27 protein-coding genes are annotated in these 26677 nt (G+C 47.2%); 1 reads left to right on the top strand and 26 read right to left on the bottom strand.

Annotation, left to right across the window (positions count from 1 at the left end):
* Positions 1–7 precede the first annotated feature (7 nt).
* The 23 genes from alr to CBF27_RS05020 all read right to left on the bottom strand — a co-directional run bounded on the left by alr (position 8) and on the right by CBF27_RS05020 (position 21977).
* Complete coding sequence (gene alr, locus CBF27_RS05130) at positions 8–1132, bottom strand: alanine racemase (RefSeq protein WP_126813065.1); 1125 nt, start codon at positions 1130–1132, stop codon at positions 8–10.
* Positions 1133–1221: 89 nt separating this feature from the next.
* Positions 1222–2163 (bottom strand): ornithine carbamoyltransferase, encoded by a 942-nt coding sequence (gene argF, locus CBF27_RS05125; RefSeq protein ID WP_126813063.1) that lies wholly within the window; start codon positions 2161–2163, stop codon positions 1222–1224.
* 4 nt (positions 2164–2167) lie between these two features.
* A complete protein-coding gene (locus CBF27_RS05120; RefSeq protein WP_126813061.1) occupies positions 2168–3316 on the bottom strand; it encodes an acetylornithine transaminase in 1149 nt (382 codons plus the stop codon).
* Positions 3313–4065, bottom strand: coding sequence for an acetylglutamate kinase (gene argB, locus CBF27_RS05115; protein ID WP_126813059.1), 753 nt, complete (start codon positions 4063–4065; stop codon positions 3313–3315). The genes CBF27_RS05120 and argB overlap by 4 nt, the downstream gene beginning before the upstream one ends.
* A gap of 14 nt (positions 4066–4079) precedes the next feature.
* Positions 4080–5279: a bifunctional glutamate N-acetyltransferase/amino-acid acetyltransferase ArgJ gene (argJ, locus tag CBF27_RS05110; protein ID WP_126813058.1), complete on the bottom strand. Its 1200-nt coding sequence runs from the start codon at positions 5277–5279 to the stop codon at positions 4080–4082.
* A 15-nt stretch (positions 5280–5294) separates the two neighbouring features.
* Entirely contained in the window at positions 5295–6326 is a 1032-nt protein-coding gene (argC, locus tag CBF27_RS05105; RefSeq protein WP_126813056.1) for an N-acetyl-gamma-glutamyl-phosphate reductase, read from the bottom strand.
* A 187-nt stretch (positions 6327–6513) separates the two neighbouring features.
* Positions 6514–7368 (bottom strand): DegV family protein, encoded by an 855-nt coding sequence (locus CBF27_RS05100; protein WP_126813054.1) that lies wholly within the window; start codon positions 7366–7368, stop codon positions 6514–6516.
* Between the two features lie 98 nt (positions 7369–7466).
* Positions 7467–8495, bottom strand: a complete 1029-nt coding sequence (locus CBF27_RS05095) for an LCP family protein (RefSeq protein WP_126813052.1) — start codon at positions 8493–8495, stop codon at positions 7467–7469.
* A gap of 161 nt (positions 8496–8656) precedes the next feature.
* Complete coding sequence (locus tag CBF27_RS05090; protein WP_126813050.1) at positions 8657–9997, bottom strand: FAD-dependent oxidoreductase; 1341 nt, start codon at positions 9995–9997, stop codon at positions 8657–8659.
* Positions 9998–10288: 291 nt separating this feature from the next.
* Positions 10289–11080: an acetyl-CoA carboxylase carboxyltransferase subunit alpha gene (locus tag CBF27_RS05085; RefSeq protein WP_245985962.1), complete on the bottom strand. Its 792-nt coding sequence runs from the start codon at positions 11078–11080 to the stop codon at positions 10289–10291.
* On the bottom strand, positions 11073–11960 hold the full coding sequence (accD, locus tag CBF27_RS05080; protein WP_126813047.1) for an acetyl-CoA carboxylase, carboxyltransferase subunit beta: 888 nt from the start codon (positions 11958–11960) through the stop codon (positions 11073–11075). Before accD ends, CBF27_RS05085 begins: the two co-directional genes overlap by 8 nt.
* Positions 11961–11974: 14 nt before the next feature.
* A complete protein-coding gene (locus CBF27_RS05075) occupies positions 11975–13348 on the bottom strand; it encodes an acetyl-CoA carboxylase biotin carboxylase subunit (RefSeq protein ID WP_126813045.1) in 1374 nt (457 codons plus the stop codon).
* Positions 13349–13352: 4 nt separating this feature from the next.
* Entirely contained in the window at positions 13353–13781 is a 429-nt protein-coding gene (gene fabZ, locus CBF27_RS05070; RefSeq protein WP_126813043.1) for a 3-hydroxyacyl-ACP dehydratase FabZ, read from the bottom strand.
* An 11-nt stretch (positions 13782–13792) separates the two neighbouring features.
* Positions 13793–14257, bottom strand: coding sequence for an acetyl-CoA carboxylase biotin carboxyl carrier protein (gene accB / locus CBF27_RS05065; protein ID WP_126813041.1), 465 nt, complete (start codon positions 14255–14257; stop codon positions 13793–13795).
* Position 14258: 1 nt separating this feature from the next.
* Entirely contained in the window at positions 14259–15497 is a 1239-nt protein-coding gene (gene fabF, locus CBF27_RS05060) for a beta-ketoacyl-ACP synthase II (protein ID WP_126813040.1), read from the bottom strand.
* A gap of 10 nt (positions 15498–15507) precedes the next feature.
* Positions 15508–16248, bottom strand: a complete 741-nt coding sequence (gene fabG / locus CBF27_RS05055) for a 3-oxoacyl-[acyl-carrier-protein] reductase (RefSeq protein ID WP_126813038.1) — start codon at positions 16246–16248, stop codon at positions 15508–15510.
* 6 nt (positions 16249–16254) lie between these two features.
* Positions 16255–17190, bottom strand: coding sequence for an ACP S-malonyltransferase (gene fabD, locus CBF27_RS05050; RefSeq protein WP_126813036.1), 936 nt, complete (start codon positions 17188–17190; stop codon positions 16255–16257).
* Between the two features lie 13 nt (positions 17191–17203).
* Positions 17204–18169 (bottom strand): enoyl-[acyl-carrier-protein] reductase FabK, encoded by a 966-nt coding sequence (gene fabK / locus CBF27_RS05045; protein ID WP_126813034.1) that lies wholly within the window; start codon positions 18167–18169, stop codon positions 17204–17206.
* Between the two features lie 84 nt (positions 18170–18253).
* Complete coding sequence (locus tag CBF27_RS05040; RefSeq protein WP_126813032.1) at positions 18254–18499, bottom strand: acyl carrier protein; 246 nt, start codon at positions 18497–18499, stop codon at positions 18254–18256.
* A gap of 60 nt (positions 18500–18559) precedes the next feature.
* Complete coding sequence (locus CBF27_RS05035) at positions 18560–19540, bottom strand: beta-ketoacyl-ACP synthase III (RefSeq protein WP_126813030.1); 981 nt, start codon at positions 19538–19540, stop codon at positions 18560–18562.
* Between the two features lie 21 nt (positions 19541–19561).
* Positions 19562–20002 carry a fatty acid biosynthesis transcriptional regulator FabT gene (fabT, locus tag CBF27_RS05030; protein ID WP_126813028.1) on the bottom strand — a complete coding sequence of 147 codons (441 nt, stop codon included), beginning with the start codon at positions 20000–20002 and terminating at the stop codon, positions 19562–19564.
* Positions 20003–20240: 238 nt separating this feature from the next.
* The gene (locus CBF27_RS05025) at positions 20241–21137 is read right to left on the bottom strand and encodes a YitT family protein (protein ID WP_126813027.1); all 897 of its coding nucleotides are present in this window, start codon (positions 21135–21137) and stop codon (positions 20241–20243) included.
* Positions 21138–21230: 93 nt separating this feature from the next.
* Complete coding sequence (locus tag CBF27_RS05020; RefSeq protein WP_126813025.1) at positions 21231–21977, bottom strand: NADPH-dependent oxidoreductase; 747 nt, start codon at positions 21975–21977, stop codon at positions 21231–21233.
* A gap of 118 nt (positions 21978–22095) precedes the next feature.
* Here CBF27_RS05020 and CBF27_RS05015 point away from each other — a divergent pair, with 118 nt between their 5' ends.
* Positions 22096–22638 carry a biotin transporter BioY gene (locus CBF27_RS05015; RefSeq protein ID WP_126813023.1) on the top strand — a complete coding sequence of 181 codons (543 nt, stop codon included), beginning with the start codon at positions 22096–22098 and terminating at the stop codon, positions 22636–22638.
* 35 nt (positions 22639–22673) lie between these two features.
* On the opposite strand, the gene CBF27_RS05010 is transcribed toward CBF27_RS05015, so the two are convergent.
* The 3 genes from CBF27_RS05010 to pheT form a co-directional block, all read right to left on the bottom strand.
* Complete coding sequence (locus CBF27_RS05010) at positions 22674–23093, bottom strand: hypothetical protein (protein WP_126813021.1); 420 nt, start codon at positions 23091–23093, stop codon at positions 22674–22676.
* A gap of 72 nt (positions 23094–23165) precedes the next feature.
* Entirely contained in the window at positions 23166–24194 is a 1029-nt protein-coding gene (locus tag CBF27_RS05005; RefSeq protein WP_126813019.1) for a 3-deoxy-7-phosphoheptulonate synthase, read from the bottom strand.
* 69 nt (positions 24195–24263) lie between these two features.
* Complete coding sequence (gene pheT, locus CBF27_RS05000) at positions 24264–26675, bottom strand: phenylalanine--tRNA ligase subunit beta (RefSeq protein WP_126813017.1); 2412 nt, start codon at positions 26673–26675, stop codon at positions 24264–24266.
* Between the last annotated feature and the right edge of the window lie 2 nt (positions 26676–26677).

Genomic DNA, 26677 nt, shown 5'->3' with positions numbered 1-26677 from the left:
CGTGATCTTACAAATCGACATAAATCCGCGGGACACGCTCTGAGAGGTTACATGGCAGTTCATAATTGATTGTCCCGATATACTCGGAGGCTTTTTGAATACTGTTGAAACGTCCGCCGTTTTTGCCGTATACTGTTACTTTTGTGCCGAGCGGGTATTTTTCAGGCAGCCGTATCATGCACTGATCCATGCAGATGCGGCCGACAATCGCCGCCTCTCGTCCGTCAATCAGGACGCTGTAGCCGCTGAACGACCGGCGCAGTCCGTCTGCATAACCCACCGGTATCGTACCGATCCATTCGTCATCCTGCGTCTCGTAATCAGCACCGTAACCAATATGCTCCCCTTTTTTCAACTGCTTGACATGCAGCAGCTCGGTTTCCAGCGAGAGTGCTTCCTCCAATTGATAGGGCGGTGTCAGCTCGGTTCCCGAAGGGTTGAGTCCGTACATGGCATTGCCGAAGCGGACCATGTTCGAGCCCCAGGCGTCATGCCACAAAGCTGTTGCAGTGTTGGCAGTGTGCACATATTTTATCGCCTCGGGAAATAATTGACGGGCTTCTGCGAACCGCTGCTGCTGGAGATGGAAATAAGTTTCATCCACCGTATCAGCTGTGGCAAAATGGGTATACAGACCTTCAAGCTCAAAGACCGGCGACGATGCCAAATAGTCATTGGCTTTTGTCATCTCTTTCTTGTCAATAAAGCCGATGCGGCCCATGCCTGTGTCTATTTTTACATGCACAGGAATTTTCTCTGTCAACTGAAACTCATAATATGCTTCTTCGGCAGCCAGCAGCCACTCGTTGCTCGGCGCTGTCACTGACAACCGGTACCTTGAAACCAGCTGGAGATAGGCAGGGTTGATGATGCCCAGAACAATAATCGGCACATCAAAACCGGCTTCCCTCAATTCAATAGCTTCGTCAAGAACAGCCACACAAAATCCGGATGCACCTGCTGCCACTGCAGCCTGTGCTACTTCCACGGCACCATGACCGTACGCGTCAGCCTTGACAACGGCAAACAATGACACGCGGCTGTCCAAGCGTTCCAACTCATTGATGATATTTCGTTTGATTGCACCTAAATTGATGATGGCCCGTGTTGGCCGGTGAATTCCCTTCACCATAAAATTATCACTTCCTTCGCATGTCACAAAATATATTCTATAATTAATTGCTCAGGATTACTAGTGATAACTCTGTTCTTTCCATAAAATTAAGCTTCAGCAGACATTAATGTGAGCATGAGCGCCTTTTGAGCATGCAGCCGGTTTTCTGCTTCCTGGTAAATAATCGACTGCGGACCGTCAATGACTTCAGCCGTCACTTCGCTGCCGCGGTAAGCCGGCAAGCAGTGCATGAACTTGCAGTCAGGAGCAGCCGCCGCCATCATGGCTGCTGTTACCTGATAATCAGGTAAAAAAACAGCTTCTTTAGCGGCTTTTTCATTTTCCTGTCCCATACTCGCCCATGTATCTGTATAAATAAAATCGGTTGAGCCAATCACCGTCTCGGGTTTGTCCGTGACTGTGATGACAGCACCGGTGGCTTCGGCCAGCTCCTTTGCCTTTGCAACGATGTCGGCAGCAGGTTCATAGCCTTGCGGGGAAACGACTGCCACATTCAGACCGACTTTTGCACCGCCGATTAGAAGCGAATGCGCCACATTGTTGCCGTCGCCGATGTACATGAGAGTGACACCTTTAAACGTGCCTTTCCATTCATAGATCGTTTGCAAATCCGCCAGACATTGACAAGGGTGGTGCAAATCCGTCAGCCCGTTAATGACCGGTATCGTGCTGTGGGCTGCCAGCTCAGCGACATCGGCATCGGCATACGTTCGGATCATGATGCCGTCCAAATATCCCGACATCACGTTGGCCGTATCTTTAATCGGTTCACCGCGGCCGATTTGAGAATCCTGACTGTTCAGCACGATGGCATGACCGCCTAATTGCAATATACCTGCTTCAAACGAGAGCCGTGTCCTAGTCGATGCTTTTGCAAAGACCATGCCCAATATTTTCCCTTTTAAAGAATCGGCATAGTGTGCCGGATTTTTTTTCATCGCAATCGCCAGTGTGATGATGGCCTTCAGTTGTTCAGTTGTCAATTCTGTCAAATCCAGAATATCTTTGCCGTATAACTCATTTTTCATCCGCTTATCCCTCTTTCGTCAATGTCTCGATAATAATATCCAGTCCTGCCTGCAGCTCTTTTTGGCTGATGACCAGCGGCGGCAGCAACCGGATGACTGACTGTCCGGCTCTAAGTACCAGCAGTTTTTTTTCTGCCAAAGAAGCAATCAGCTGCGGAATATCCGTAGTGGCTTCTATTCCCAGCATCAAGCCTTTCCCGCGGATGGCTGTGACGGTTCTGCAATTTTTCAACCCTTCCGCCAAATACTCCAGTGAAAACCGGCCTAATCTTTCGACCTCCGTCAAAAACTCAGGTGAATCAATCAAGTCCACCACTTTGGCAGCGACACTCAATGCCAGTTTGTTGCCGCCAAACGTCGAGCCGTGCGTCCCCGGACTAAACGATGCAGCAAGCGGACGCTTCGCCAGCATCGCGCCGACGGGTATTCCGTTGCCTAACCCTTTAGCCAAAGTCACAATGTCCGGTTCGATACGGTACACATCACTGGCATACAACTTGCCGGTCCGCCCCATTCCGGTTTGAACCTCATCGACTGCCAGCAGCAGACCGTGTGTCCGGCAAAGCTGTACAACATCTGAAAGCCATGCGTCATCAGCAGGAACGACGCCGCCTTCTCCTTGTACAAGTTCCAAAAATATCGCAGCTGTTTCTTCTGTTACAGCTTCCTTTAAGGCGTGACTATCATTAAACGGCACATGCACAAACCCTTCCACCACCGAGCCGAATCCGTCGTGGACGGCTGACTGGCCAGTGGCTGACATGCTGCCGAATGTCCGTCCGTGAAAGGACTGGTCAAAAGTGATGATTTGCTGCTTGCCGGTGTGTTTGCGTATCAGCTTGATGGCTGCTTCATTGGCTTCCGTCCCGCTGTTGCAGAAAAAAGCCAGCATATCCCGGCTGCCTGCCAGCTGTGCTGCCACTTTTTCCTGCAGCGAATTGCGGTATAAATTCGGTGTGTGCCACAGTAAGCCGGCTTGTTCAGTCAATGCAGCAATGAGCTCAGGCTGCGTATAACCGAGATTGGCTACACCGATACCGCTGGTAAAGTCCAAATATTTTTCTCCGTTGCTGTCAAACAGAAACACCGACTCTCCTTTGACAAATTCAACCGGCTGTCTTGCGTAGTTCGGTAGCAAATAACTGTTTGTCATACCCGCACCTCCGCCCGTGAAATGATGGTACCCATCTCATGAAGACCGTCTGTGATATGCACGTGGCTGACGCCTTTTTGCACCGCACACACCGCATGCTCGACTTTCGGAATCATCCCGCCGGTCAGCACACCATGTTTCTTCAACTCAGCCGCTTCTTCCAGCGACAGCTGCGACACCCAGCTGCCGTCTACTTTAATGCCGGGCACATCCGTCATGAGATATAGCGATTCGGCTTTGAAGCTTTCGGCTATTTTGCAGGCCGTATCGTCTGCATTGACATTGAGCCACTGATTGAACTCCGTCAGTGCCAGCGGAGCAACAATCGGAATGATATCCTCTTTCAGCAAGTTCTCAAAAAACGGCACATTGACTTTTGACACACTGCCGACATTTCCGAGTACAGGTTTGTTGACATAATCGCCAATCAGACAATGCTGGTCAGCGGCATTAAGCCCCACTGCCGCCAGTCCCTGTTCAAGAAACTGATTTGTGATGTCCGGTTGAACGTGTCCGATCAAGACCATCTTGGTGATTGCCAAAACTTCTTTGGACGTCACGCGCAAGCCGTCAACAATCTGTACCTGAACATTTAGTTTTTTCATCATCCTGGACACAGCATTACCGCCGCCATGCACCACAATTACTTGTTTACCTTGTGATTTCCAATATCTGATTTTTTGAAAAAAGTGATGCGGCAAATTTTTTCCGGCAATGCCGCCCAGTTTAACCACAATACACTCTGTCATGCTATCTCCTCCGATTACGTATGATACGCGGCATTAATGTCAACGTATTTATATGTCAAATCACAGCCCCAAGCGCGTCCCGATTTGTCGCCCGTGCCGACATCTATTGTAATAACGACTGTGTCTTTTTTTAACACGTGCGTCATTTGCTCTGTTGAAAACTCGCACGGCTCTCCTGCCGTTAAAACAGCCACTCCGCCAATCGCTATATTGATTTTTTCCGGCTGAATATCCTCGTCTGCATAGCCGATGGCACAGATGATTCTGCCCCAGTTGGCATCTTCCCCGAAGATGGCGGTTTTTACCAGACTCGACCCGACCACTGTTTTGGCAATGTGATTTGCACTGGCCACAGACGCACTGCCTGTGACTTGGACTTCGATTAATTTAGTTGCCCCTTCACCGTCACGTGCCACTTTTTTAGCCAAGTCCTCTGTCACAGTCAAGAGCATCTTTTTAAATACCGGATAGTCCTGGTCGTTTGCTGTCAGCGGCGGATTGCCGGCCTGCCCGTTTGCGAGAACCATCACCATATCATTCGTCGAGGTGTCGCCGTCCACTGTGATTTGATTGAACGACTGGTCGACACACTCTTTTAATGTGGATTGAAGCAGCTTGTCTTCGATTGCAATGTCTGTCGTGATAAAGGCCAGCATTGTTGCCATGTTGGGATGAATCATCCCTGATCCTTTTGCCACACCAGCCACTGTCACTTCTTTTCCTTGAATCATTTGGCTGACCGTCAGCTCTTTCGTAGTGAGGTCAGTGGTCAAGATTGCCTGATGAAAATGTTGCGGATTCCCGGAAACAGCGTTCAGCAAGTCGACGCCAGCTGCAATACTGTGCATCGGCAACTGTTTGCCAATCACGCCTGTTGATGCAATCCCGACCAAATCAGTTGAGATACACAATTTTTCTGCAATCAGGTCGCGTGTTTTTTGCGCGTTGGACAAACCTTGTACACCCGTACACGCATTTGCCACTCCTGAATTCACCAGTACCGCCTGGATTTTACCCGACCGGTTAATTGTTTCCTGATTCACAAGTATCGGTGCTGCTTTCACTTTATTGGTCGTATAAACTGCCGCAACTGTCGCCGGCACTTCAGAATAAATCAGCCCTAAATCATGCCGTTTGCGTTTAATACCGCAATGAACGCCGTCGGCATAAAAACCTTTTGGACTTGCAATCGTTCCCTGTTCAATGATATTCATTCGTCATTCTCCTTTTTAAAAATATGGCGCAACCAAATCCAGTCCGCTTGCTTCAGGATAACCGGCAAACAAGTTCAGATTTTGAACTGCCTGACCTGCCGCTCCTTTGATTAAATTGTCAATCACTGACACAATCGTGACCACATTAGTTTTTTTATTGTAAACAAGACCGATATCACAGTAATTAGAGCCTGCGACTTGTTTCAAGTCAGGCAGCTGACCGTCAGGCTGGACTCTGACAAAGGGCTTCTCTTTGTAAACAGCCTGATACAATTCATGAAGCATGCCGGCTTTGTCCCGGTCTTTCAATTGTACATACATCGTACAAAAAATCCCTCTGGAGACCGGAATCAGACTGGTTGAGAACTGAACAGTGTCATACATCCCCGACCAGGCTGTCAGCTGCTGCGTGATTTCAGGGATGTGCTGATGCTGATTGGCCTTATACAATGTCATGTTGTCATGGGCATTAACGAAATGGCTGCTGTGTGACAGTGATTTTCCGGCCCCCGACAAACCGGATTTCGCATCAATGATGATGTTTTCTTCAATTAATTGTTGTTGAACCAGCGGAGCCAAACCGAGCAGTACACAAGTCGCATAGCATCCGGGATTTGAAATAAACGGCCGGTCCATCTCTGACTTGAAAAATTCAGGCAGCTGGTACGTGAACTGCTTTAAGTAACGGCAAGGAGCCGATTGTTTCTTGTACCATCTCTCGTAAAGTGCTTCATCCGTGAAACGAAAGTCGCCTGACAAATCAATGATAGGATGATTCCGGTCAACAAAGACTTGTGCCAAACGGCTGGAAACACCTGAAGGCGTAGCAAGTATGACCAAATCACTATGCGCGATGATCCAATCGCTTTCCACAGGTCGTAATACCATATCTGATGAACTACCGATGTGCGGATAAATTTCCGACAGCCGCTTGCCCGCAGCCGAATCGCTATGCAGCGATGCTATACGGATGTTTGGATGTTTATGCAATATTCGGACTAATTCCATTCCTCCATACCCTGTAGAACCAATAATCGAAACATCCACGTAATCACCTCTGTTTATTTTTATTCATTATACATGCAATATATTGAAAGGTCAACAAATATTTATGCATTTCTTCAAATAAAATTCATATTTTTGTTTATTTATTCATTTCGACCAGACAATAAAAAAAATCACACAACATTCACGATGCTGTGTGATTAGCAAACACATTAAAATAAAAGAATAATTACCTGACTTTTGGTGAAAAACCAATCGCAATTGCTTTTTCGCCGAGGTGCGTACCGATAACCGGTCCGAAATAACAAATATCGACATCCATATCAGGATATTTCGCCAACAATGAATCCCGTTCCTGTATGGCCAGCTCCAAATTATTGGCATGAATCACATTGACACGGTAGCCGGAGGTATCATTACCGATATGGTCCAAAACGATTTCTTCTGAACGCTGCAGCGCCTTTTTCATAGAGCGGATTTTTTCGTGAAGCACAATCGCCCCATTGTCAAATCTAAGAATCGGTTTGATTTTCAGCAGTGTCCCGATAATCGCCGCGCCGTTTTTTAACCGGCCGCCGCGCACCAGATTATTTAAATCATCTACAATTAAATATGCATGGACTCCTTCGCGCATCTCGGTCAAAGCTTGTAAAATTTCTTGCGGTGATTTGTGTTCTTCCGCCATATCAAGTGCGGTCTCCACCATAAAACCCATCGGACCGCTCGTAATCAGGGAATCAAAAGGATACACGTCTATTTCTTCAATACTGTCGGCAAATGAAGCCAAGGTATTCACAAAGCCTGAAATACCTGAAGAAAGATGGATACTGACAATCGCGTCATATCCTTCGGCAGCTATCTGTTTGTATAATTCAATCACCTCGCCGATAGCCGGCTGAGATGTCTTTGGAAAATCTTTGCTTTGTTTGAGCAGAGTGTAATATTCCTCTGCTTGGATATCAACGTCCTCCCGGTACATTTGTCCATCCAGAATAACAGGAATGGGCACAGTAAATAAATTCTCCTTGTCCTTGTACGACTCTCTCAAGAAAGCTGTACTGTCAGTGACAATTGCAGTTTTCATTTTTTTTCCTCTATTCTATCTCGATACTAAAACCTTAAAACCATCTTATTTTCATTATATTGACCTCAAAATCAATTGTAAAGTCAAAGTTTTGCCTTCTACTGATTGAAAAATGCCTGAATCGCGGATGAATTGGCGGATTCATCAATTTCAAGCACACTTCCGGCATGATCATAGTAGCCGTTGCTCCAAGTACCATCCACCGGTATAGTCAACTTCTCCAGCGGTTTGGCAAACCCGCTCAAATAACTCAAGCCGGTTGATGCGTAAAAAGTGACAGGAATATTGCTGGCCGTATAGCCTTGGACTTTTCCGACAGTCTCAGGCAGCCGGAGAAAGTTTTTCGGACTGAGACCTTGCTTGAACAAGGCATTCATTACCTGCTGCTGACGGCGGACACGACCGAAGTCGCCTTCCTCGTCCTTACGAAAACGGGCATATTGCAAAGCGGTTGTCCCGTCCATTCGCTGCACACCCTGATGAACGACCACGCCGTCGACTTCCAAATCTTTTTCAGCATTGATTTCAAGTCCGCGAGGTGCCAGTGTGTCAATAATCTGCGGGAAAGATTCAAAATTCACAATCGCATAATATTGAATATCCAGTCCGAACGTCTGGGCAAGAGTTTGTCTGACTAATTCAGGACCGCCGTATGAATATGCCGCATTCAGCTTGTCATAGTCCACACCGCCTGTTTCACTATTGGGGATGCCGACATAAGTATCCCGCATGAAAGAAACCAGCTTGGGGGTTTTCGATTTATGGTCGTAGTGGGCAACCATGATGGAATCTGAACGGCCCCGGTCTTCTCCGCGGGAATCGCTGCCGAGCAGCAGTACATTGACGCCGTTGCTGCTTTTTAACCCGTTGAACGCACTCACTTCTGTTTTCTGAATGCTTGTGTCGCCTTTCGCAGAAAAATAGCCTTTGGCATAAAAAATCCCGCAGTAAACTGTCAGGACGACGAGCAAAATGACGAGAGCTTTCACAAGCTTGCCGAAAAACCCGCGTTGTCTTTTCGGTTTATATGATTTAAATGATTGCTTTTTTTGCTGCTTTTCCTGACGTTTGCGCTGTTCTTCAAGTTGAGCCTGTCTATGTTTATCCATTCGTGTTAAATTTGACACTAACGCCACTCCCTTACAGTAACACTTAGTATAGAATAGCCTATTTCACACAATTAATAAAGTCATAACAATGGATTTAACTTTTTTTTATAGGTTGCAACCCATTCAAGGCAATAAAAAATACGGCATTTGAAACCAAATGCCGTATCAAATAAGTCGCACTAATCAAATGTTGCCAAAGCTTCTTGCGCAAGCAGATTCAGGTAGTTCCAAGGACGGTCGAAGTGCGGCTGGAAGAAGAAGTCGTGAATTGCCAAGTCTTCAACAGTCATCTTGTTTTGTATTACAACTGACAATGTGTTAGCCGATTGCGTGATGTCGTACTTGGACATCAGCTGCGCCCCGAGAATCACATGGGAATCTTTGTCAAATACCAGTTTCATGAATACTTTTTCAGTCGTCGGCATGAACTCCGGACGATAGTTATCGACTAACCAGGCAGTCCCGACATTGAATCCTGCATCATTTGCTGTCAATTCTGTCAAACCGGTCGAGCCGATAGTCCAGCCGAAAAGATACAGGCCGGATGTGCCCTGCGTGCCGCGGTATGCCAGCTGATTTTCTTTTAAGTTCTTACCTACCAGCATCCCTTGTCTGACAGCGTTTGTCGCCAGCGGGATATAACGTGAATCGCCTGCCGGATTGTAATGGACAACTGTACTGTCGCCCGCCGAGAAAATATCCGGGTTGCTTGTGCGCATATACTCGTCAACAATAATCGCTCCGCTTGGCAGCATATCGACTTTGTCAGCCAGAAGTTTCGTGTTCGGACGGAATCCAACACACAGAATCACTAAATCAGCTGCGTATTCGCCTTTCGGTGTTTTAACTGTTGTAACTTTTCCGTCTTTTCCGGAGAATTCAGACACAGTTTCATTCAAGGCCAGCGTCACTCCCTTGTTCCGCAGCTCGTCTTCAAGAATATCTGTCATTTCTTTGTCCAGATATTTGTTCAGAATCCGGTCAAGTCCGTCAATCAAAGTCACTTGTTTACCAGTTTCAGCAAAAGCTTCCACCAGCTCGATACCGATATACCCGCCGCCGACGATGACGACTTTTTCGACATCAGCGCCGCGTTTAATGATTTCTTTTGCTTGATTATAGTTCTTGCACAACAACACGTTTTCAAGCTCCCGGCCAGGGATTGGCGGCTCGATTGGCCATGAACCGGTCGTCATGACAAGCTTGTCATATGATGAACTTACTGTTTCGCCAGTAAGCAGATTTTTCGCCTTTACCACTTTGTTCTCCGTATCTATTTCTTCAACATCATGTTGCATGTGGATAGTTGCACCCAACGATGCCAGTTCCTCGGGATTTGAATAAAACAAATCCTGTGCGTTTTTGACAACTCCGCCAACATATAACGCGATGCCGCAGCTCAAGAAGGAAATGTTGTCATTTCTTTCAAAAACCGTGACTTCCGCATCTTTATGATTTGCCAAAATATTTTTGACCGCAGCTGTCCCAGCATGGGTACACCCTACTACAACTACTTTCATGTATCTCACCCTTTATTATTTATTTCAGGTTACAGATTATCATATTTTACATGGAAAATGAACTGATTGATTTGTGCTTTTCTTAACATTCTTTAGTTATTTTACTTATTTCACATACCATCAAAAAACCGCTTTATTATAAACGTTTTCACACTAGAAACTTTGTGAAAAAACAATTCTATAAGATTAGAAAACGATGAGAAATTCACAAAGGAAATAACTATCTGAAGCATGAAAAACAGCCTGAAAAACGAGTCGTTTTCACAGGCTGTTCCGAATAAGGGTGATTTATTAAAATTTTCTAAATCGCTGATAGCGTTTGGCAAGTAACTCCTCCACAGACAAACCGCACAATTGGTCAATGGTTTCGATCAACTGGCTTCTGATTTCCTGATGGATAAGGAATCGGGGAATTGTTTTGTTATCCTGTGTTTCATAAATGATTTTTTCAACAACTCCCAGTTTCTTCAAATCATAGGACGTCAGCTTCATCACTTCAGCCGCCTCATCCGAACGGGAACTGTCCTTCCATAAAATCGAAGCAAAGCCCTCGGGAGACAAAATCGAATAAATGCTGTATTCCAGCATCCATACCTCATCAGCCACGGCTAAAGCCAGCGCGCCGCCGCTTCCGCCTTCACCGGTAAAAATGGAAACAATCGGTACTTTCAGATGGCTCATTGCCATCAGATTTCTCGCAATTGCTTCGCCTTCGCCGCGTTCTTCTGCCCCCGTTCCGCAATAAGCGCCGGGTGTGTTGATGAACGTAATGACCGGACGCTTAAACTTTTCCGCCTGCTTCATCAGGCGCAGCGCCTTGCGGTACCCTTCCGGATTCGGCGAACCGAAATTGCTTTCGATGTTTTCTTCCAAATCACGGCCCTTTTGAATGCCGATGACTGTCACAGGACGGCCGGCTAAAGACGCAATGCCGCCGACCACCGCTTTGTCATCAGAAAAATAGCGGTCGCCGTGACACTCGATAAATTCATCAAAGATTTCCGCAATGTGGTCTCTCGAAGTCGGACGGTCTGCAGCTCTGGCCAGCGCCACAATATCTTTTGCTGTTTTGTCCTTACTCACTGTCCCCGCCTCCTTGCGTCCAAGGTACATGAAGCTGCAATATCCGGCTGATGGTGGTTTTCAGCTCATTTCTTGGCACAATTTTATCGATAAATCCATGTGCCAAAACGAATTCGGCCTTTTGAAAATCATCGGGCAGTTTTTGGCGGATCGTCTGTTCGATGACCCGCCTGCCGGCAAATCCGACTGTGGCGTATGGTTCAGCTAAAATAATGTCGCCCTCCATCGCAAAACTGGCCGTCACGCCGCCTGTTGTCGGGTCAGTTAAAACCGACAGATACAACAAGCCCTTTTGGTTGTGCGCTTCAACAGCTGCCGAAATTTTTGCCATCTGCATCAGGGAAACAATCCCTTCCTGCATACGTGCGCCGCCTGAGGCAGTAAACATAATAACCGGCAATGCCCTCTCGGCTGCCCGCTCAAAGGCACGCGTGATTTTTTCGCCGACAATTTGTCCCATACTGCCCATGACAAAGGTACTGTCCATCACACCGATGACTACCTCTGATCCGTTGATACGGCATGTCCCGGTCACAACAGCTTCATGAAGTCCTGTTGCCTCCTGAGTTTTTTTAATCTTTTCCAGATAATCCGGAAAGTCAATCGGATTGGCAATCGTGATGTCTGTATCCCATTCCGTCAAACTGCCGTCATCAGCAATCAGTCGCAGACGTTCACCGGCTGTAATCCTGAAACCGTACCCGCAATGATTGCACACTTTTTCGCTGCCTAAATCTTTTTTATAAACGACTTGTTTGCAATTCGGGCATTTCTGCCACATGCCGTCTGGCACATAGGGCTTGACAGGTTTAGACGTATCTTTTTTCTCGCTCCGGGCAGGATTAATACGGATATATTTTCTTTTTTTAAATAGCGCCATCTAATCCCTCCCAGTTAGTTTTCATCCAGAGTCTGAAGCCATTCCGGCAAAAAGCGTTCTTGCAGAAAGGCTGTGTCATACTCTCCCTTTAGAATATCAGGATGAGTGATTAAATCAAGCTGAAACTCCTGATTGGTAACGACCCCGTCGGTAATCAGTTCTTCCAGCGCACGCTGCATTTTCAGCAGTGCTTCCACGCGTGTCGGCGCATGAACGATAACTTTCGCAATCATGGAATCGTAATAAGGGGGAATCGTATAGCCGCTGTACATTGCACTATCGACACGCAGGCCCAGACCGCCGCTTGGAAGCAGCAGGTTTTTGATGGTGCCCGGCGATGGTGCAAAGCGGAACGCCGGATTTTCAGCATTAATCCGACATTCGATGGCGTGACCGGAAAACTGCACGTCTTCTTGTCTGACCGACAGTTTTTCGCCGTTGGCAATTTTCAACTGCTCTTTGACAATATCAATACCGGTAATCATCTCCGTCACTGGATGCTCCACCTGGATACGTGTGTTCATTTCCATAAAATAAAACTGGCGGTCGCCGTTCATTAAAAACTCGACTGTGCCGGCATTCTGGTAGCCGACAGCTTGGGCTGCTTTGACCGCTGCCTGACCGATTTCCGAGCGCAGCTTGTCATCCAAGTAAACTGACGGAGCTTCTTCCAGCACCTTTTGATTGTTGCGCTGAAGCGAGCAGTCCCGTTCTCCCAGATGTATCACGTGACCGAATCCATCAGCCAGTATTTGGACTTCAATGTGTTTGGCCGGATAGATAATCTTTTCAAGATACATCTGACCGTTGTCAAACGCAGCAAGTGCCTCCTGCTGTGCAGATGAAAACTGCTGAGGAAGCTCTTTGCTGCTCATTATTTTACGAATGCCCTTGCCGCCGCCGCCGGCTGCCGCTTTCAACATGACCGGGTAACCGATACTTTCGGCAACTGCCAGTGCTTCTTCGACAGTTGTCACCTCGCCGTCGCTGCCCGGAATGACAGGCACTCCGGCTTCCTGCATGATGCGTCTGGCGTTGATTTTATTGCCCATGGCATCAATGGTTTTGGAATCAGGTCCGATAAAGGTGATGTGACACTCCGCACAGATATCGGCAAATGTGCTGTTTTCCGCTAAAAACCCGAATCCGGGGTGAATCGCTTCTGCACCGGTCACAAGCGCAGCACTGATGATTTGCTGGATGTTGAGATAGGAATCGGCTGCTTTTGCCGGTCCGATACAAATGGCTTCATCGGCCATTTCGGTATGCAGCGCATCCCGGTCCGCTTCTGAAAACACTGCAACTGTTTTGATATTCAATTCGCGGCAGGCGCGAATGATACGGACGGCAATTTCTCCCCGGTTGGCAATCAAAATCTTATTGAACATAGGCTTACGCCCCGATAATAAAGGTCATCAAGGCCTCGCATACTTTTTTGTCTTCAACCCATGCGGTTGCTTTTCCGACACCGATATTCCTTTTTTGTTTGATGATGTCCATCTCCATACGCAAGACATCGCCCGGTACGACTTTTTGACGGAACTTCACTTTGTCGATACCGCCCAGATATCCTGTTTTGCCTTTGAATTCCTCACTCATCAGCAACGGAATCGAACCTGTCTGCGCCAAAGCTTCTAAAATCAGCACGCCGGGCATCACCGGTTCGCCAGGAAAATGTCCCGGGAAAAAATGTTCATTGTACGTCACATTTTTGATGGCCACGACATGTTTTCCCGGTTCCATTTCGATTACTTTATCCACCATCATAATTGGGTAACGGTTTGGAATAACTTCCATGATTTGTTGTACGTTTAATTGCATCCTATATCCTCCTACACAATTCTAAACAGCGGTTGGCCATATTCGACAACTTCTTCATTCGTTACAAGAATTTCAGAAACTGTACCGGTCACATCACTGGTTATTTCGTTCATGATTTTCATTGCTTCCACAATGCACAGCGTATCGCCTACTTCAACGCGGTCCCCTGCTTTTTTGAAAGGCGGTTTCCCGGGGTCGCTGCTCAAGTATGCCACTCCCACAATCGGTGAATTGACTGTTTTGCCAGTTTCGGCCGTACCGCCTGCTGCGGGTGCCGGCTTTTCTTCTGCCTGCACAGTCTCTTGTTCTGTTGGTACAGGCGCTGACTGAACGGGTTCACCGGTCGTTGAACGGGAGATTTTTCCTTGCTGGTTTTTACTTAAATACAGCTCAATGTCCTGATGTTTCAAATCAAATTCTCTGATTGTTCCTTCTTCAAACAGTTCAATCAGTTTTGTTATTTCCGAAAACTCCATCTTACTGATCTCTCCATTTCTTGAAGCAACAAACCGCATTATGTCCGCCAAAGCCGAGCGAGTTGCTCAGTGCATATTCTACCGCATGTGCTCTGCCGACTTTTGGCACATAATCCAAATCGCACGCTTCATCAGGTGTTTCCAAGCCGATGGTCGGCGGCACAAAATCATTTTGCAGCGCACCGATACATGCCATCGCTTCGACCGCGCCAGCCGCACCGAGCAAATGACCGGTCATACTTTTAGTACTGGAAATAGGGATATTGTACGCTTCTTCCCCCAGCGCATACTTGATGGCTGTAGTTTCCGCCCCGTCATTTGACGGTGTACTTGTGCCGTGGGCGTTGATGTAGCCGATGTCTTTCGGTTCGATACCTGCCTCGTCCATCGCCAGTTTCATGCACTTGCCGGCACCTGAGCCGTCCGGATTGGGACTGGTCATGTGGTAAGCATCGCAATTTGCGCCATAACCAACTACTTCCGCGTAAATATCAGCACCCCGTTCAAGGGCATGTTCCAACTCCTCCAGTACCAGAATGCCGCTGCCTTCACCCATGACAAATCCGCTGCGGTCTTTGTCAAACGGGATAGATGCACGCTCAGGGTCTTCGGCCGGTGTCAGAGCTGTCAAAGCTGCAAAGCCGCCGATGCCGATTTCACAGACCGTCGCTTCGGCTCCACCTGCAAGAATAATATCGGAATGACCATATTTAATGTTTCTGAAGGCTTCACCGATGGCATTGGTGGCCGATGCGCACGCTGTGACCACACAAGTACAAATTCCCTTTGCCCCGACTTTGATGGCAATATTACCGGCTGCCATGTTGCCGATGGCCATTGGAACAAACAACGGCGCAATCCGCTGCGGCCCTTTTTTGTTCATGCGGATGACCTGGTCTTGGATGGTTTCCATCCCGCCGATACCGGAACTGACGATTACGCCGAACCGGTCCTGATCGATTTTTTCCACATCAATCCCGCTGTCTGCAACTGCCTGAATCGCCGCCGCCAGTCCGTAAATGGAGAAATTGTCCATGCGTTTGGCTTCTTTTCTTTCCATATACTGCGTCGGATCAAAGTCTTTGACTTCAGCGGCAACAGTAATTCCGGTTTGCGATGCATCAAATCGCGTGATCGGAGCAATACCATTTTTCCCGTTTTTTAAATTTTCCCAGTAGTCGCTCGCTGTATTGCCAATGGGTGTCACTGCACCCAATCCTGTAATCACTACACGTTTCATTGGAACACTCCTATCCGTTCATCACCATTCCACCGTCAACGTTAATCACTTGTCCGGTAATATAAGGGCTTTTTGCTAAAAACACTGCTGTTTGCGCAATATCGCCGACACTACCCAATTTTTTCAGTGGAATTTGTGCTTTTGTCATTTCTTTTACTTTGTCGCTTAAAACGGCTGTCATTTCAGTTTCAATAAAACCCGGTGCGATAGCATTGCATGTGATGCCCCGCGACGCCAATTCGCGCGCCACTGATTTAGTCAAACCGACTACACCGGCTTTACTGGCGGCATAGTTGGCTTGACCGGCATTCCCTGTTAAACCGACCACGCTTGACAAATTGATGATCACACCGCTTCTTTGTTTCAGCATGATACGTGAAACGTGCTGAATGGTGTTAAACGTCCCAGTCAAATTGACATTGATGACTTGATTGAAATCTTCTGCGCTCATCCGCATCAATAATTTATCATTGGTAATTCCTGCATTATTGACCAGCACATCGACACTGCCGAACATTTCTTTCGCTGTTTCGATCAATTTTTCAGCCTCATCGTAATGCTGCACGTCTGCTAAAACGATACTGCTCTTGACGCCTAGTTGTTCTATTTCTTTGACAAGTTCCTTGTCAACCTCTTTGCGCGCGTTCAAGACGATATTAGCCCCTTCTCTGGCGAAAGCCAGTGCGATTTCTCGGCCGATACCTCTCGAACTGCCGGTAACAACGACTGTTTTATCTTTTAGCACATTCAAACCTCCTTAGCTCTCCGTCAGAAACAGCCGCAGTTTATCCAATGTTTTCACATCTTCCACATGCTGAACAGCTGCCTGCTTGTTGATTTTTCTGATGAAACTTGACAATGTTTTGCCGGGCCCGATTTCGATGAACCGGTCGATCCCCATTGCAATCAACGTTTCAACACAATCCTCCCAGTATACCGGCGACATGACCTGTTTAATCAACGTCGGTCTGATTGCCTCCGTGTCGGGAATCACTTTCCCGGTCAAGTTGGTCACGACCGGTATCGTCATGCCGCTGAAATGAACCCGGGTCAATTCGTCCGCCAATTTATCCGCTGCGGGCTGCAGCAATGACGTATGAAACGGTCCGCTGACATTAAGCGGAATCACGCGTTTCGCCCCTGCCGCCTTCATTTGGTCGCCGGCATAGGCAACAGCCTCTTTTTCCCCGGCAATTGCTATCTGGCCGGGCATGTTGTAATTGGCAGGCGTCACCAGCCCGCGGGAACTGCTTTGACGGCAGACCGATTCGACTGTTTCACGGTCCAATCCCATTACAGCCGCCATCGCGCCGACACCGGCAGGGACCGCCTCGGTCATGAACCGGCCTCTTTTTCTGACTAGTACTAATGCTTCTTCATAAGAAATTGCCTTGCTTTCCACAAGGGCAGTGTATTCGCCTAAACTTAATCCTGCGGTCGCATCCGGCGTTACGCCCAGCTCGTCTTTAACGACTTGCGAAGCTGCCACACTCATTGCTAAAATAGCCGGCTGTGTGTATTCCGTCTGGTTAAGCAGCTCCTGATTATTGAACATCAGCTCTGGCATATCCAGCTGCAAGACCTCGGAGGCCTTATCAATCAGCTCCTTGTACACTGGAAAAGTGTCATAAAACTCTTTGCCCATCCCTGTGTACTGCGCGCCTTGTCCGCTAAATACAAATGCAGTTTTCATTCATTGTCTCCTTTTACCCGACCCATTGGTTGAAACGGCTGGTAAGAACATCTTCGCACTCCGTCATCAACTCGCCGATGATTTCCTGACATGTTTGATTTTCTTTTTTCATCATCCCGGCGATTTGCCCGGCCATCATGGAGCTGTTTTGTGTGTCGCCGTCAATCACTGCCCGTTTCAATGCGCCTTTTCCTAAATCTTCAAGCCGCTCCAAATTCGGTGTTTCCTGACCGCCTTCAAAGCGCTCCACGCGTTCGTACTCTCTCGTCAGCTTGTTACGCAAGCCGCGGACCGGATGGCCGGTAATCATCCCGGTAATCGTTGTGTCAATGTCCTTGGCTTTCAGGACAGCGTGTTTAAAATTATCGTGGGCAATTGATTCTTTCGAAACCAAAAAGCGGGTCCCCAGCTGAACACCAGCCGCTCCCAGCATCAATGCCGCAGCCATGCCGCGGCCGTCCCCGATACCGCCGGCTGCAATGACCGGAATGTTCACAGCATCGACGACTTGAGGCACTAACGCCATCGTGGTTGATTTGCCTACGTGACCGCCGCCTTCCATGCCTTCGACAACAATTGCATCGGCCCCTTCGCGCTCCATGCGGCGCGCGACAGCAACTGATGCGACAACCGGAATGACAATAATACCAGCTTCTTTAAACCGTTTCATATATTTTCCGGGAGAACCGGCACCGGTTGTAATCACTTTGACTTTTTCTTCAATGACTAAATCAACAATATCCTCTACAAACGGAGACATCAGCATGATGTTAACACCAAATGTCTTATCCGTCAGACTGCGTGCAATTTTAATTTTCTCTTTAATGATTTCTTTCGGCGCATGTCCGGAAGCAATCAGTCCCAAACCTCCTGCGTTTGACACTGCACTTGCAAGTTTTTCTTCGGCAACCCATGCCATAGCTCCCTGTATGACAGGATAATCTATATCCAGCAGGTTGCAAATTGTTGATGGTTTCATACATTCACCTCTCAATAAATCGTCATATTCTAAAAAGAGCTAAAAAAGCCGAAACTTTTAAAGCTACTTAGTTATTGGTCTTATTTAGCTGTTTTTCTTAATCTGCTCGTCTACAAAATCCACAAGATCCTGAACGGTATTCAAGCCTTCGTCAGTCTCGATTTTTACGTCGTTGTCTTCAAATGCGTCTTCAATGTCGTTAATGATTTGGAAAAGATCCAAACTGTCAGCGTCAAGCTCCTCACGGAAGTTTGTCGTCAGTTGTACTTCTTCTTCGTCTTTTCCAAGCTGATCCACAATAATTTCCTGTATTTTTTCAAAAGTTGTCATGTTGATTCCTCCAGTTTTTTTCTTTGATACTTATAATTATCTCTATCAACGGTGTGGCGTTTAAAATGATATCAGCAGGCTTCCCCACGTCAATCCGCCGCCATAACCAGTTAATACAATTTGTTGTCCGCTATTCATCACCAGTGTGCCTTCTGCTATCGCATCAGAAAGCAGAAGCGGAATAGATGCTGCGGAAGTGTTGCCGTAATGTGCCAAGTTCGACAAAAATTTCTCTCTTGGAATTTTTGTTTTCTTGGCAATGCTGTCAATAATGCGGATATTCGCCTGATGCGGCAGCACATAATCAATGTCTGCCAGTGGTGTATCAGCTGCATCCAGCATCGTGACGATATTTTTGGATACATCCCGCAATGCAAAATCAAAAATCTTTTTGCCTTCCATTGCCAGATAATGTCCCGAGTCATCTTGGGTGTAAGCGAACGGACTGCGGTTCACCCGCTTATTCGCGCTCAGAGACAACCCTCTTGCACCGTCGCTTTGCAGTAGCTCGCCCAGAAAACGCGGCGTGGTACTTGTCCTTTCAAGCAATACGCCACCAGCGCCGTCGCCGAATAAAACGGCTGTACTGCGGTCGGTCCAATCCATAATACTAGATAATGTCTCACCACCTATAACGATTCCTTTTTGGTAATTGCCACTTGAAAGAAATTTTTCAGCGGTGGCCAGGGCATAAACAAACCCCGAACAAGCAGCATTTACATCAAACGCCAATGCAGAAGATGCGCCGAGACGGTTCTGCACAAGACAGGCTGTGGCAGGTGTGCCGTAATCTGCTGTCATTGTTGCCACGATAATAAAATCTATTTCCTCAGCCGGCAAACCACTTTGTTTAAGCAGCGCCCGGCCGACCTCCACGCATAAATCTGCTGTTGTTTCATTGGTAACGATATGCCGCTCCTTGATACCTGTACGGGAAAAAATCCAGTCATCACTGGTATCCATCATTTCTGACAAATCGTCATTCGTTACAATTTTTTCCGGTACATATTTGGCAACCTGTGTTATTTGAGGATAACGCATGCTACTACCTCAGCTTTCAACTTAATAAAACTCTTTTAAAAACTCGTGCAGACTTCCGAGACCTTTAATCAACGCTTGTTTTTCCTCGTCTCCCATGTCTGTCAGAGCCGCTTCCACCATTTTTTTGTGGAAATTTTGATGAACGCGATAACACAGCCGGCCGCGATTTGTCAGTTTCAACATGACCACCCGGCGGTCTTCTTTGCTTCTCACACGTTCCACATAGTTTTTCTTAACCAGATTGTTGATGGCCACTGTCAATGTCCCTACAGTAATCGACAGATTTTTTGCCACCTCACTCGTGGTTTTTGTGTCGTGAAGACCGATTGCCTCGATAGTATGCATCTCTTTGATAGACAAGTCTTTAAATTCACTTTTCTTTAGCTCTGTTTCCTCAATGGTCAAGATGTCATTGAACACACGAACAAGCTGGTCGTTTACTTGTTTGAAATCTTCATTCATCAAAATGCCTCTTTCGAATTAGTTTGAGTTTAAATAGTTTGACTGTCAAACTATTTGATAATCAAAGTATATGGGTGATTGCGAAAAATTGCAAGCTTTTTTCAAAATTTTGTATCATTATTTTTTAAATATAACAAAAAAGTATATATAGAAAATGCGTAAAAGATTAATACGGCATTTCCCATATATACTATGATAAAATAAAATATAACAAAATTTTAAATTGATAAATCACCGGTTATTTGGCGCTGCGGATTATTTTCTGCTGATCTTCATCCCAGAAATTGCCTAAAACAGTTTGCGTCGGGATAATATTCATAAAAGCATCTTGGTCGACAGTCGCAACAGCCTGCTCCAGTGCGTAAAGTTCATAACGTGTCACAACAATCATGATGACGGAGACGTCTTTTTGACTGTATACACCTTTTGCCGGCAGCATCGTCATGCCTCTGATCAGTTCATTTTGAATGGATTGCACAACGACTTCCGGGCGTGATGTCATGATAAAGACGGTCACCTTCTGATGGTTGGTATGAATCGCATCGGTGACTTGAGACAGACAGAACATGGAAATAATGGTAAAGAGAGCACTCTCCCAATCAACCAGCAGACCTGCAAAGAAGATAATCACTAAGTTCAGCCAAAATGTCAGCGAGCCGACTGTTTTGCCGGTTGTCTTGGCGAGTATCAGCGACACGATGTCCATACCGCCGCCGCTGAATCCGAATTTCATGGTCAAACCACCGGCCAGACCAATCAGGACACCGCCGGCAATGGCATTCATCAAAATATTGTCCGTAATGGCATGGACCGGTATGATGATGGTAGTAATCGAAACGAGGGCAACAGTCATCAAACTGTAAATCGTCGCTTCTTTCCCGAGTTTCAGCCAGCCGAGAACGGCAATCGGAATGTTCAGCACAAAAATCAAAATACCCGTATCGATGTGAATCCCAGTCGACGAGTATAAAGTTATGGATATCAACTGAGAAATACCGTTGACGCCCACTGAAAAAACACTGGCTGGAATTAAAAACATGTTTAATCCCACCGCTGTCACCAAACCCGCTATGATCATGACAATGATTTTTTTCATCATTTCATTTTGCTGGTAGGTACGTTTAATTTTCCCCATTTATTATTCTCCTTTCCAAATCCTAGACAATCATAGCAAGATGCGGCGTAAAAAGAAAGAAAAATAGCGATTTTTTTCTAAATTTTTTTCGTCTTATTCCTTGATGAATCCTTGCGCCTGGATTTCCTTCAGCACGGCTAACCGTTTTGGCGGTTTGCGGTTCATTCCTTCGGTGATTTGCTTGGTAAAAGAATCAATTTTGCGGTTCATATTGCGCAAGTCGTAATACTCTGAAACAACCGCATCATAATCGCCCAGCGCAGCATTCATATTTGGAATCTGTTGGTATTCATTTTCAAAAACCACGAATTCCTGCGGCAAACGGGGTTTTAATTCCGGCTCTTGGTCAGGATAGCCGATTGCCAGACCCAAAACGGGAAACGTCAATTCCGGCAAGTTCAATAATTGAATGACTTTCCGGCTGTCATTCAAGATACTGCCTAGAAAAACAGTGCCGATACCTAAACTTTCAGCCGCATTCGTGACGTTCTGAGCGGCTAAAACTGCATCCGTCATCGCTACCATGAAGCGGTCCATATTGTGTAAAACACTGGTCTCCTGACCGTTTTCTTCCGCTATTTGCGCATTGCGGTGCTGGTCGGCCACGAAAATAAACAAGTGACTTGCCTCTGCCACATAGGGCTGGGCACATATCTCGGCAAATTCAGCTTGCTTGACTGGATCCGTCACATTAATTAAACTATATGACTGCATAAAGTTGCTTGAAGCTGTCCGCTGGGCTACTTGCAGCAGCTGCTGGATGATATCAGACGGAATCTTCTCCGCTTTAAATTTACGAATGCTCCGGTGGTTTAATTGGTGTTGAATTGTTTCGTTCATTTACGTCACTCCTAGTCAATATTGTCTCTTTATTGTACAATATATTCACTTGCTTTTGAAATAGCTGGGCCGCAAGTTTAACAACTTTCATTCTGATACATCATTAAAGGAGAATCACATGACTAAAAAAATCATAAAGCAGCTGGCTGTCGCCGCTCAATTCGCCGTTCTCATAGCAGTGTCGGCGCAAATCACCTACCCGCTCGGCGCAATGCCGCTGACCGGCCAAACACTGGCAGTCGGGTTCACAGCGACCGTTGCCGGAGGCTGGCTCGCGGCGACAGCAGTCGGCATCTATTTGATATGCGGGCTGGTTGGTTTGCCGGTGTTTGCCAATATGGGGGCGGGGCCCTTTGTTCTGTTTGGTCCCTACGGCGGCTATTTGCTGGCTTTTCTCGTAACCGCCTTGTTCATCGGCAAATCGCTGGAACAAACAGCCTTCTCCCTCAAGTGGGCGCTTGTAGCAAACTTGCTGGGAGCTTTGCTGACGTTGACGATTGGAACAGTCTGGCTGGCATTCAGTACCGGTTTGGCTGTTTCCGATGCCTTCACTATCGGTCTGTTGCCATTCTTGATTCCAGACGCAGTCAAAGCTGTCGGAGCGGCTGTGCTGGGCATCAACACACGCCGTTTGCTCATCAAGTCGCATTTTCTATCTTAAAAACACACGGCTGCTGCAACAGCTGTGTGTTTTCTTTATGTTTTCTTAGTGATTTGGGTGCGGCATTTTGGACAAGTGATTTTAATGCGTCCTTTATGTCGCGGTACTCTTAATTTTTGATGGCAATTGCTGCAGCTGAAATATTTGTATGATTTTCTTTCCCGCCATCTCTTCTGCTGAAATTGCCAAAAACGTTGTCTTTTCATGTGCCATGCGTAGTAAATCTGATTTTCCCGCACGCGCTTGTACCTGTTTTTGGATAAAAACCTGAACGCCGCATAGGCAATCAAAATTGTAGATAGCAATGACAGCACGCGTGAGGCAAACACGATATTCACAAGCATCAGCACCACCCCGGCAACGAGCAGGTGTTTGTTCAGCGTGTCGGTCAGGCCGTATCTGCCGGCCATTGCATGCATTGCCTTTTGCTGCCATTTAGAACGTTTGTCAAACATATTATTTCCTCTCTTTCTCCAACAAAAGCGATTTCCGAGCGGAAACAACCCGTAAAACAAGTACTGTAACTGTTACGCCTTTTCAGCTATATAATATAGCAGTTCCTCTGTGTCATCCCAGCCGAGGCACGGATCGGTGATGGATTTCCCGAAAATCCCCTCCGAAATTTCCTGACGGCCTTCTTCAAGGAAACTCTCGATCATGAAACCGCGGACAAGTTCCTTTATTTCCCGGTTCCATTTCCTGTTCGCCAATGTTTCTTTCACGATACGCACTTGTTCGTGGTGTTTTTTGCCGGAATTATCATGATTTGTGTCGACAACGACAAATGGGTGTTTCAAGTTTTCCGCCTGATACATATCAGAAACTCTCAGTAAATCTTCATAATGATAATTCGGGACGACCTTGCCTTCTTCCGTCAGCCCGCCGCGAAGCACGACATGGGCGTAAGGGTTCGAGGAGGTGCGCACTTCCTGACCATTGTAAATGAACTCCTGTGTCTGCTGGGCGGCGTATATCGAATGAAACATCACTGAGAGGTTACCGCTCGTCGGATTTTTCATCCCAACCGGCTGGTCGATGCCGCTGGCGACAAACCGATGCTGCTGGTCTTCCACCGAACGTGCCCCGATAGCGATATAACTGAGCAAATCTTTGACCAGTTCCAAATTTTCCGGATACAGCATTTCATCAGCTGTTGTCAGCCCGGTTTCCGTGATGACCCGGTTATGGATTCTGCGGACAGCGCCAATGCCTTTCAACAAGTTGGTTGCCTGTTCTGGACTCGGCTGGTGCAGCAAGCCTTTATAGCCATCGCCGTTGGTCCGGGGCTTGTTTGTGTAGACACGCGGAATCAGCAGCAGGCGCTCTTTTACTTTTTCCTGGACCTCCGCCAGTTTTGTCACATACGCAATCACAGCTTCCTCGTCATGAGCTGAGCACGGACCGACCAGGACCAGCAGCCGTTTGTCTGATCCTTGAATGATTTGTTTCAATTCTTCATCGCGTGCATCTTTATACTTCTGCTGTGCATCCGACAGCTTGTAAGTTTGCAGCACCTCATCATAGTTAATCTTTTCACTTAATGCGTTGAAACTCATACTTACCCACTCCTCTATCCTACCTTCACTGTCGGCTGCCGCTCTCATTAAAACGGCAGCCGCGTGTGTTTATCTTATTTCAACTTCATATTTTTCAGTCAGCGCCTTTTCAATTTTGCGCATGATTTGGTTCACATCGTCGTCCACCAATGTGCCTTGCGGGTTTTGGAAGACCAGCGAATACGCCATTGATTTCTTGCCGGAACCAAGTTTTTCCCCTTCAAAAATATCAAACAAGCTGACTGTTTGCAGCAGTTTGCCCCCTTTTCCGGTTATCACATCAAGCAGCTGCTGATGGGTGACCTGTTTGTCTACCAACAGAGCAATGTCGCGTTTCACTGACGGGAACTTCGGTACTTCCTGATACACGATTGTCTCCCGCTCTGCTGCAAATAAAGCGGCCAGACTGATTTCGCTCACGTATGTTTCCGGGATATCAAACGTTTTGGCAACCTTCGGATGGACTTGCCCGACAAAGCCGATCACTGTTTCGCCTATCAGAATATCCGCTGTCCGACCAGGATGCAAGTCAGCGTAGTCTGCGGATTTGCGGAACGTCACCTTAGCTCCCAAGTTGTCGAACACGCCTTCAACTGCACCTTTGATGGTATAGAAATCAACCGCTTCGGACGGCTTCTGCCATGAGCGTTCCGGTTTTGCCCCCGTTAATGCCAAGGCCAAATGCTTTTCTTCCAGCGGCAAATCCTGACTGCCGTTTGACACAAAGACGTTGCCAACCTCGTAAAGCGCGATGTTTTTGTTTTTACGGGCAATATTATACGCCACGTCTGTCAACAGACTGCTGGTCAAGTTTTGGCGAAGCACTGCATGGTCTTCGCTCATTGGCCAGTCAAGGGCGACCAGCGGCCGTTTTTCTTTGACGAAACGTGCGGCTAATGCCTCAGTTGTCAAAGCGTAACTGATGGCTTCGCTGTAGCCGAACCCCTGAAGCAGTTCATGAATATCCCGAACCAGCTGCTGTTCCACTGTCAAGCCGCCCGGTACTGCATCGCCGCCCGGCAGTGTTGACGGCAGATTGTCATAGCCGTAAAGACGCGCCACTTCTTCCACGATGTCTGCTTCGATTGTGATATCCCATCTTCTCGGAGGAATCGTGACGTCAAAGCGGTGTTGTGCTTCCGCATACGGAAAACCGAGTGCCTCGAATATGCCGCCGACTTCTTCCGCCGTCAAAGCTGTTCCCAGCGACCGGTTGATTTTGTCCAGCGTGATTCCGACGGTTACTTTGTCAGGCGTATAATCCGACGCTGCGATTTCGCCTTTAACGACCGTGCCGCCGCTCAACTCGGCAATCAGCGCTGCTGCAAACTCGCTGGCTTCGGTGATAGTCGTCGGATTCAATCCTTTTTCAAACCGTTTGCTGGATTCGCTGTATAGATTGAATTGTTTCGACGTCCGTCTGATTGCCACGGGGTTAAACATGGCCGTTTCAAGCGCCACTGTTGTCGTGTCAGCCGTAATTTCAGAATCAAGTCCGCCCATGACGCCGGCCAGTCCAATCGGCTCTGAACCGTTTGTAATCAAAATATTTTCCGGCGACAGCTGACGCTCTGTCCCGTCCAGCGTCGTCAATGTTTCGCCTTGTTCCGCTTGTCTGACAAGGATTTCTTGCGAACCGATTTTATCGTAATCGAATGCGTGCTGCGGCTGACCGAAAAGCAGCATGACATAGTTCGTGACGTCCACCACGTTGTTGACGGGACGCATGCCTTCATTCATCAGGCGTTTTTGAAGCCAGAGCGGGCTTGGCTTAATCGTGACATCTTTAATCAGACGCATGTGGTACGAGAGTGCTGCCTGGCTGTCGGCAACTGATACCGTCAAATAATCCGTAATATCCGCCTCTTCGTCTTCAACCAATGACTGCACGGGAAAATGCGGCGTTCTGTTGTAGATAGCACCGACTTCATAAGCCACACCGCGCATGCTCAACGCATCTGCCCTGTTTGGTGTGATGGACAGCTCGATGATGGCATCATCCATATCCAAGTAAGGAAAGACCGGCTCGCCGACGACTGCTTCATCCGGCAGGAAGTAAATGCCGTCAGCAAATTCTTTAGGAATCAAACTGTCGCTGTACCCGAGTTCCTGAAGCGAACAAATCATTCCCAGCGACACTTGACCGCGCATCTTCCCTTTTTTGATTTTCACGTTGCCTGCGATACGCGAACCAGGCAGGGCAACGATGACTTTTTTGCCGTCCGTGATGTTTGGTGCACCACAAACGATTTGATACAGTTCTTCTTCGCCGACATCAACCTGACAGATTGATAAGTGGTCACTGTCGGGATGAGCCACACATTCTGCCACGTAGCCGACGACAATTTTTTTCATGCCCTCTTGCGGCACCACCACATTTTCGACTTCAATGCCTGTACGGGACATTTTATCAGCCAATGCATGTGGAGCAACATCTTTTATGTCAATTAATTCACTTAACCATTTATATGAAACCAGCATTC

Source organism: Vagococcus acidifermentans, assembly GCF_003987655.1.
Classification (GTDB): domain Bacteria; phylum Bacillota; class Bacilli; order Lactobacillales; family Vagococcaceae; genus Vagococcus_B; species Vagococcus_B acidifermentans.
This window is presented reverse-complemented; position numbering and strand designations above follow the sequence as displayed.

Bases quoted from the DNA above. Each gene is read 5' to 3' on its own strand.
- alr (WP_126813065.1), bottom strand. From the start codon at position 1,132: ATGGTGAAGGGAATTCACCGGCCAACACGGGCCATCATCAATTTAGGT.
- argF (WP_126813063.1), bottom strand. From the start codon at position 2,163: ATGAAAAATGAGTTATACGGCAAAGATATTCTGGATTTGACAGAATTG.
- CBF27_RS05120 (WP_126813061.1), bottom strand. From the start codon at position 3,316: ATGACAAACAGTTATTTGCTACCGAACTACGCAAGACAGCCGGTTGAA.
- argB (WP_126813059.1), bottom strand. From the start codon at position 4,065: ATGACAGAGTGTATTGTGGTTAAACTGGGCGGCATTGCCGGAAAAAAT.
- argJ (WP_126813058.1), bottom strand. From the start codon at position 5,279: ATGAATATCATTGAACAGGGAACGATTGCAAGTCCAAAAGGTTTTTAT.
- CBF27_RS05100 (WP_126813054.1), bottom strand. From the start codon at position 7,368: ATGAAAACTGCAATTGTCACTGACAGTACAGCTTTCTTGAGAGAGTCG.
- CBF27_RS05090 (WP_126813050.1), bottom strand. From the start codon at position 9,997: ATGAAAGTAGTTGTAGTAGGGTGTACCCATGCTGGGACAGCTGCGGTC.
- accD (WP_126813047.1), bottom strand. From the start codon at position 11,960: ATGGCGCTATTTAAAAAAAGAAAATATATCCGTATTAATCCTGCCCGG.
- CBF27_RS05075 (WP_126813045.1), bottom strand. From the start codon at position 13,348: ATGTTCAATAAGATTTTGATTGCCAACCGGGGAGAAATTGCCGTCCGT.
- fabZ (WP_126813043.1), bottom strand. From the start codon at position 13,781: ATGCAATTAAACGTACAACAAATCATGGAAGTTATTCCAAACCGTTAC.
- accB (WP_126813041.1), bottom strand. From the start codon at position 14,257: ATGGAGTTTTCGGAAATAACAAAACTGATTGAACTGTTTGAAGAAGGA.
- fabF (WP_126813040.1), bottom strand. From the start codon at position 15,497: ATGAAACGTGTAGTGATTACAGGATTGGGTGCAGTGACACCCATTGGC.
- fabD (WP_126813036.1), bottom strand. From the start codon at position 17,190: ATGAAAACTGCATTTGTATTTAGCGGACAAGGCGCGCAGTACACAGGG.
- fabK (WP_126813034.1), bottom strand. From the start codon at position 18,169: ATGAAACCATCAACAATTTGCAACCTGCTGGATATAGATTATCCTGTC.
- CBF27_RS05040 (WP_126813032.1), bottom strand. From the start codon at position 18,499: ATGACAACTTTTGAAAAAATACAGGAAATTATTGTGGATCAGCTTGGA.
- CBF27_RS05035 (WP_126813030.1), bottom strand. From the start codon at position 19,540: ATGCGTTATCCTCAAATAACACAGGTTGCCAAATATGTACCGGAAAAA.
- fabT (WP_126813028.1), bottom strand. From the start codon at position 20,002: ATGAATGAAGATTTCAAACAAGTAAACGACCAGCTTGTTCGTGTGTTC.
- CBF27_RS05025 (WP_126813027.1), bottom strand. From the start codon at position 21,137: ATGGGGAAAATTAAACGTACCTACCAGCAAAATGAAATGATGAAAAAA.
- CBF27_RS05020 (WP_126813025.1), bottom strand. From the start codon at position 21,977: ATGAACGAAACAATTCAACACCAATTAAACCACCGGAGCATTCGTAAA.
- CBF27_RS05015 (WP_126813023.1), top strand. From the start codon at position 22,096: ATGACTAAAAAAATCATAAAGCAGCTGGCTGTCGCCGCTCAATTCGCC.
- CBF27_RS05010 (WP_126813021.1), bottom strand. From the start codon at position 23,093: ATGTTTGACAAACGTTCTAAATGGCAGCAAAAGGCAATGCATGCAATG.
- CBF27_RS05005 (WP_126813019.1), bottom strand. From the start codon at position 24,194: ATGAGTTTCAACGCATTAAGTGAAAAGATTAACTATGATGAGGTGCTG.
- pheT (WP_126813017.1), bottom strand. From the start codon at position 26,675: ATGCTGGTTTCATATAAATGGTTAAGTGAATTAATTGACATAAAAGAT.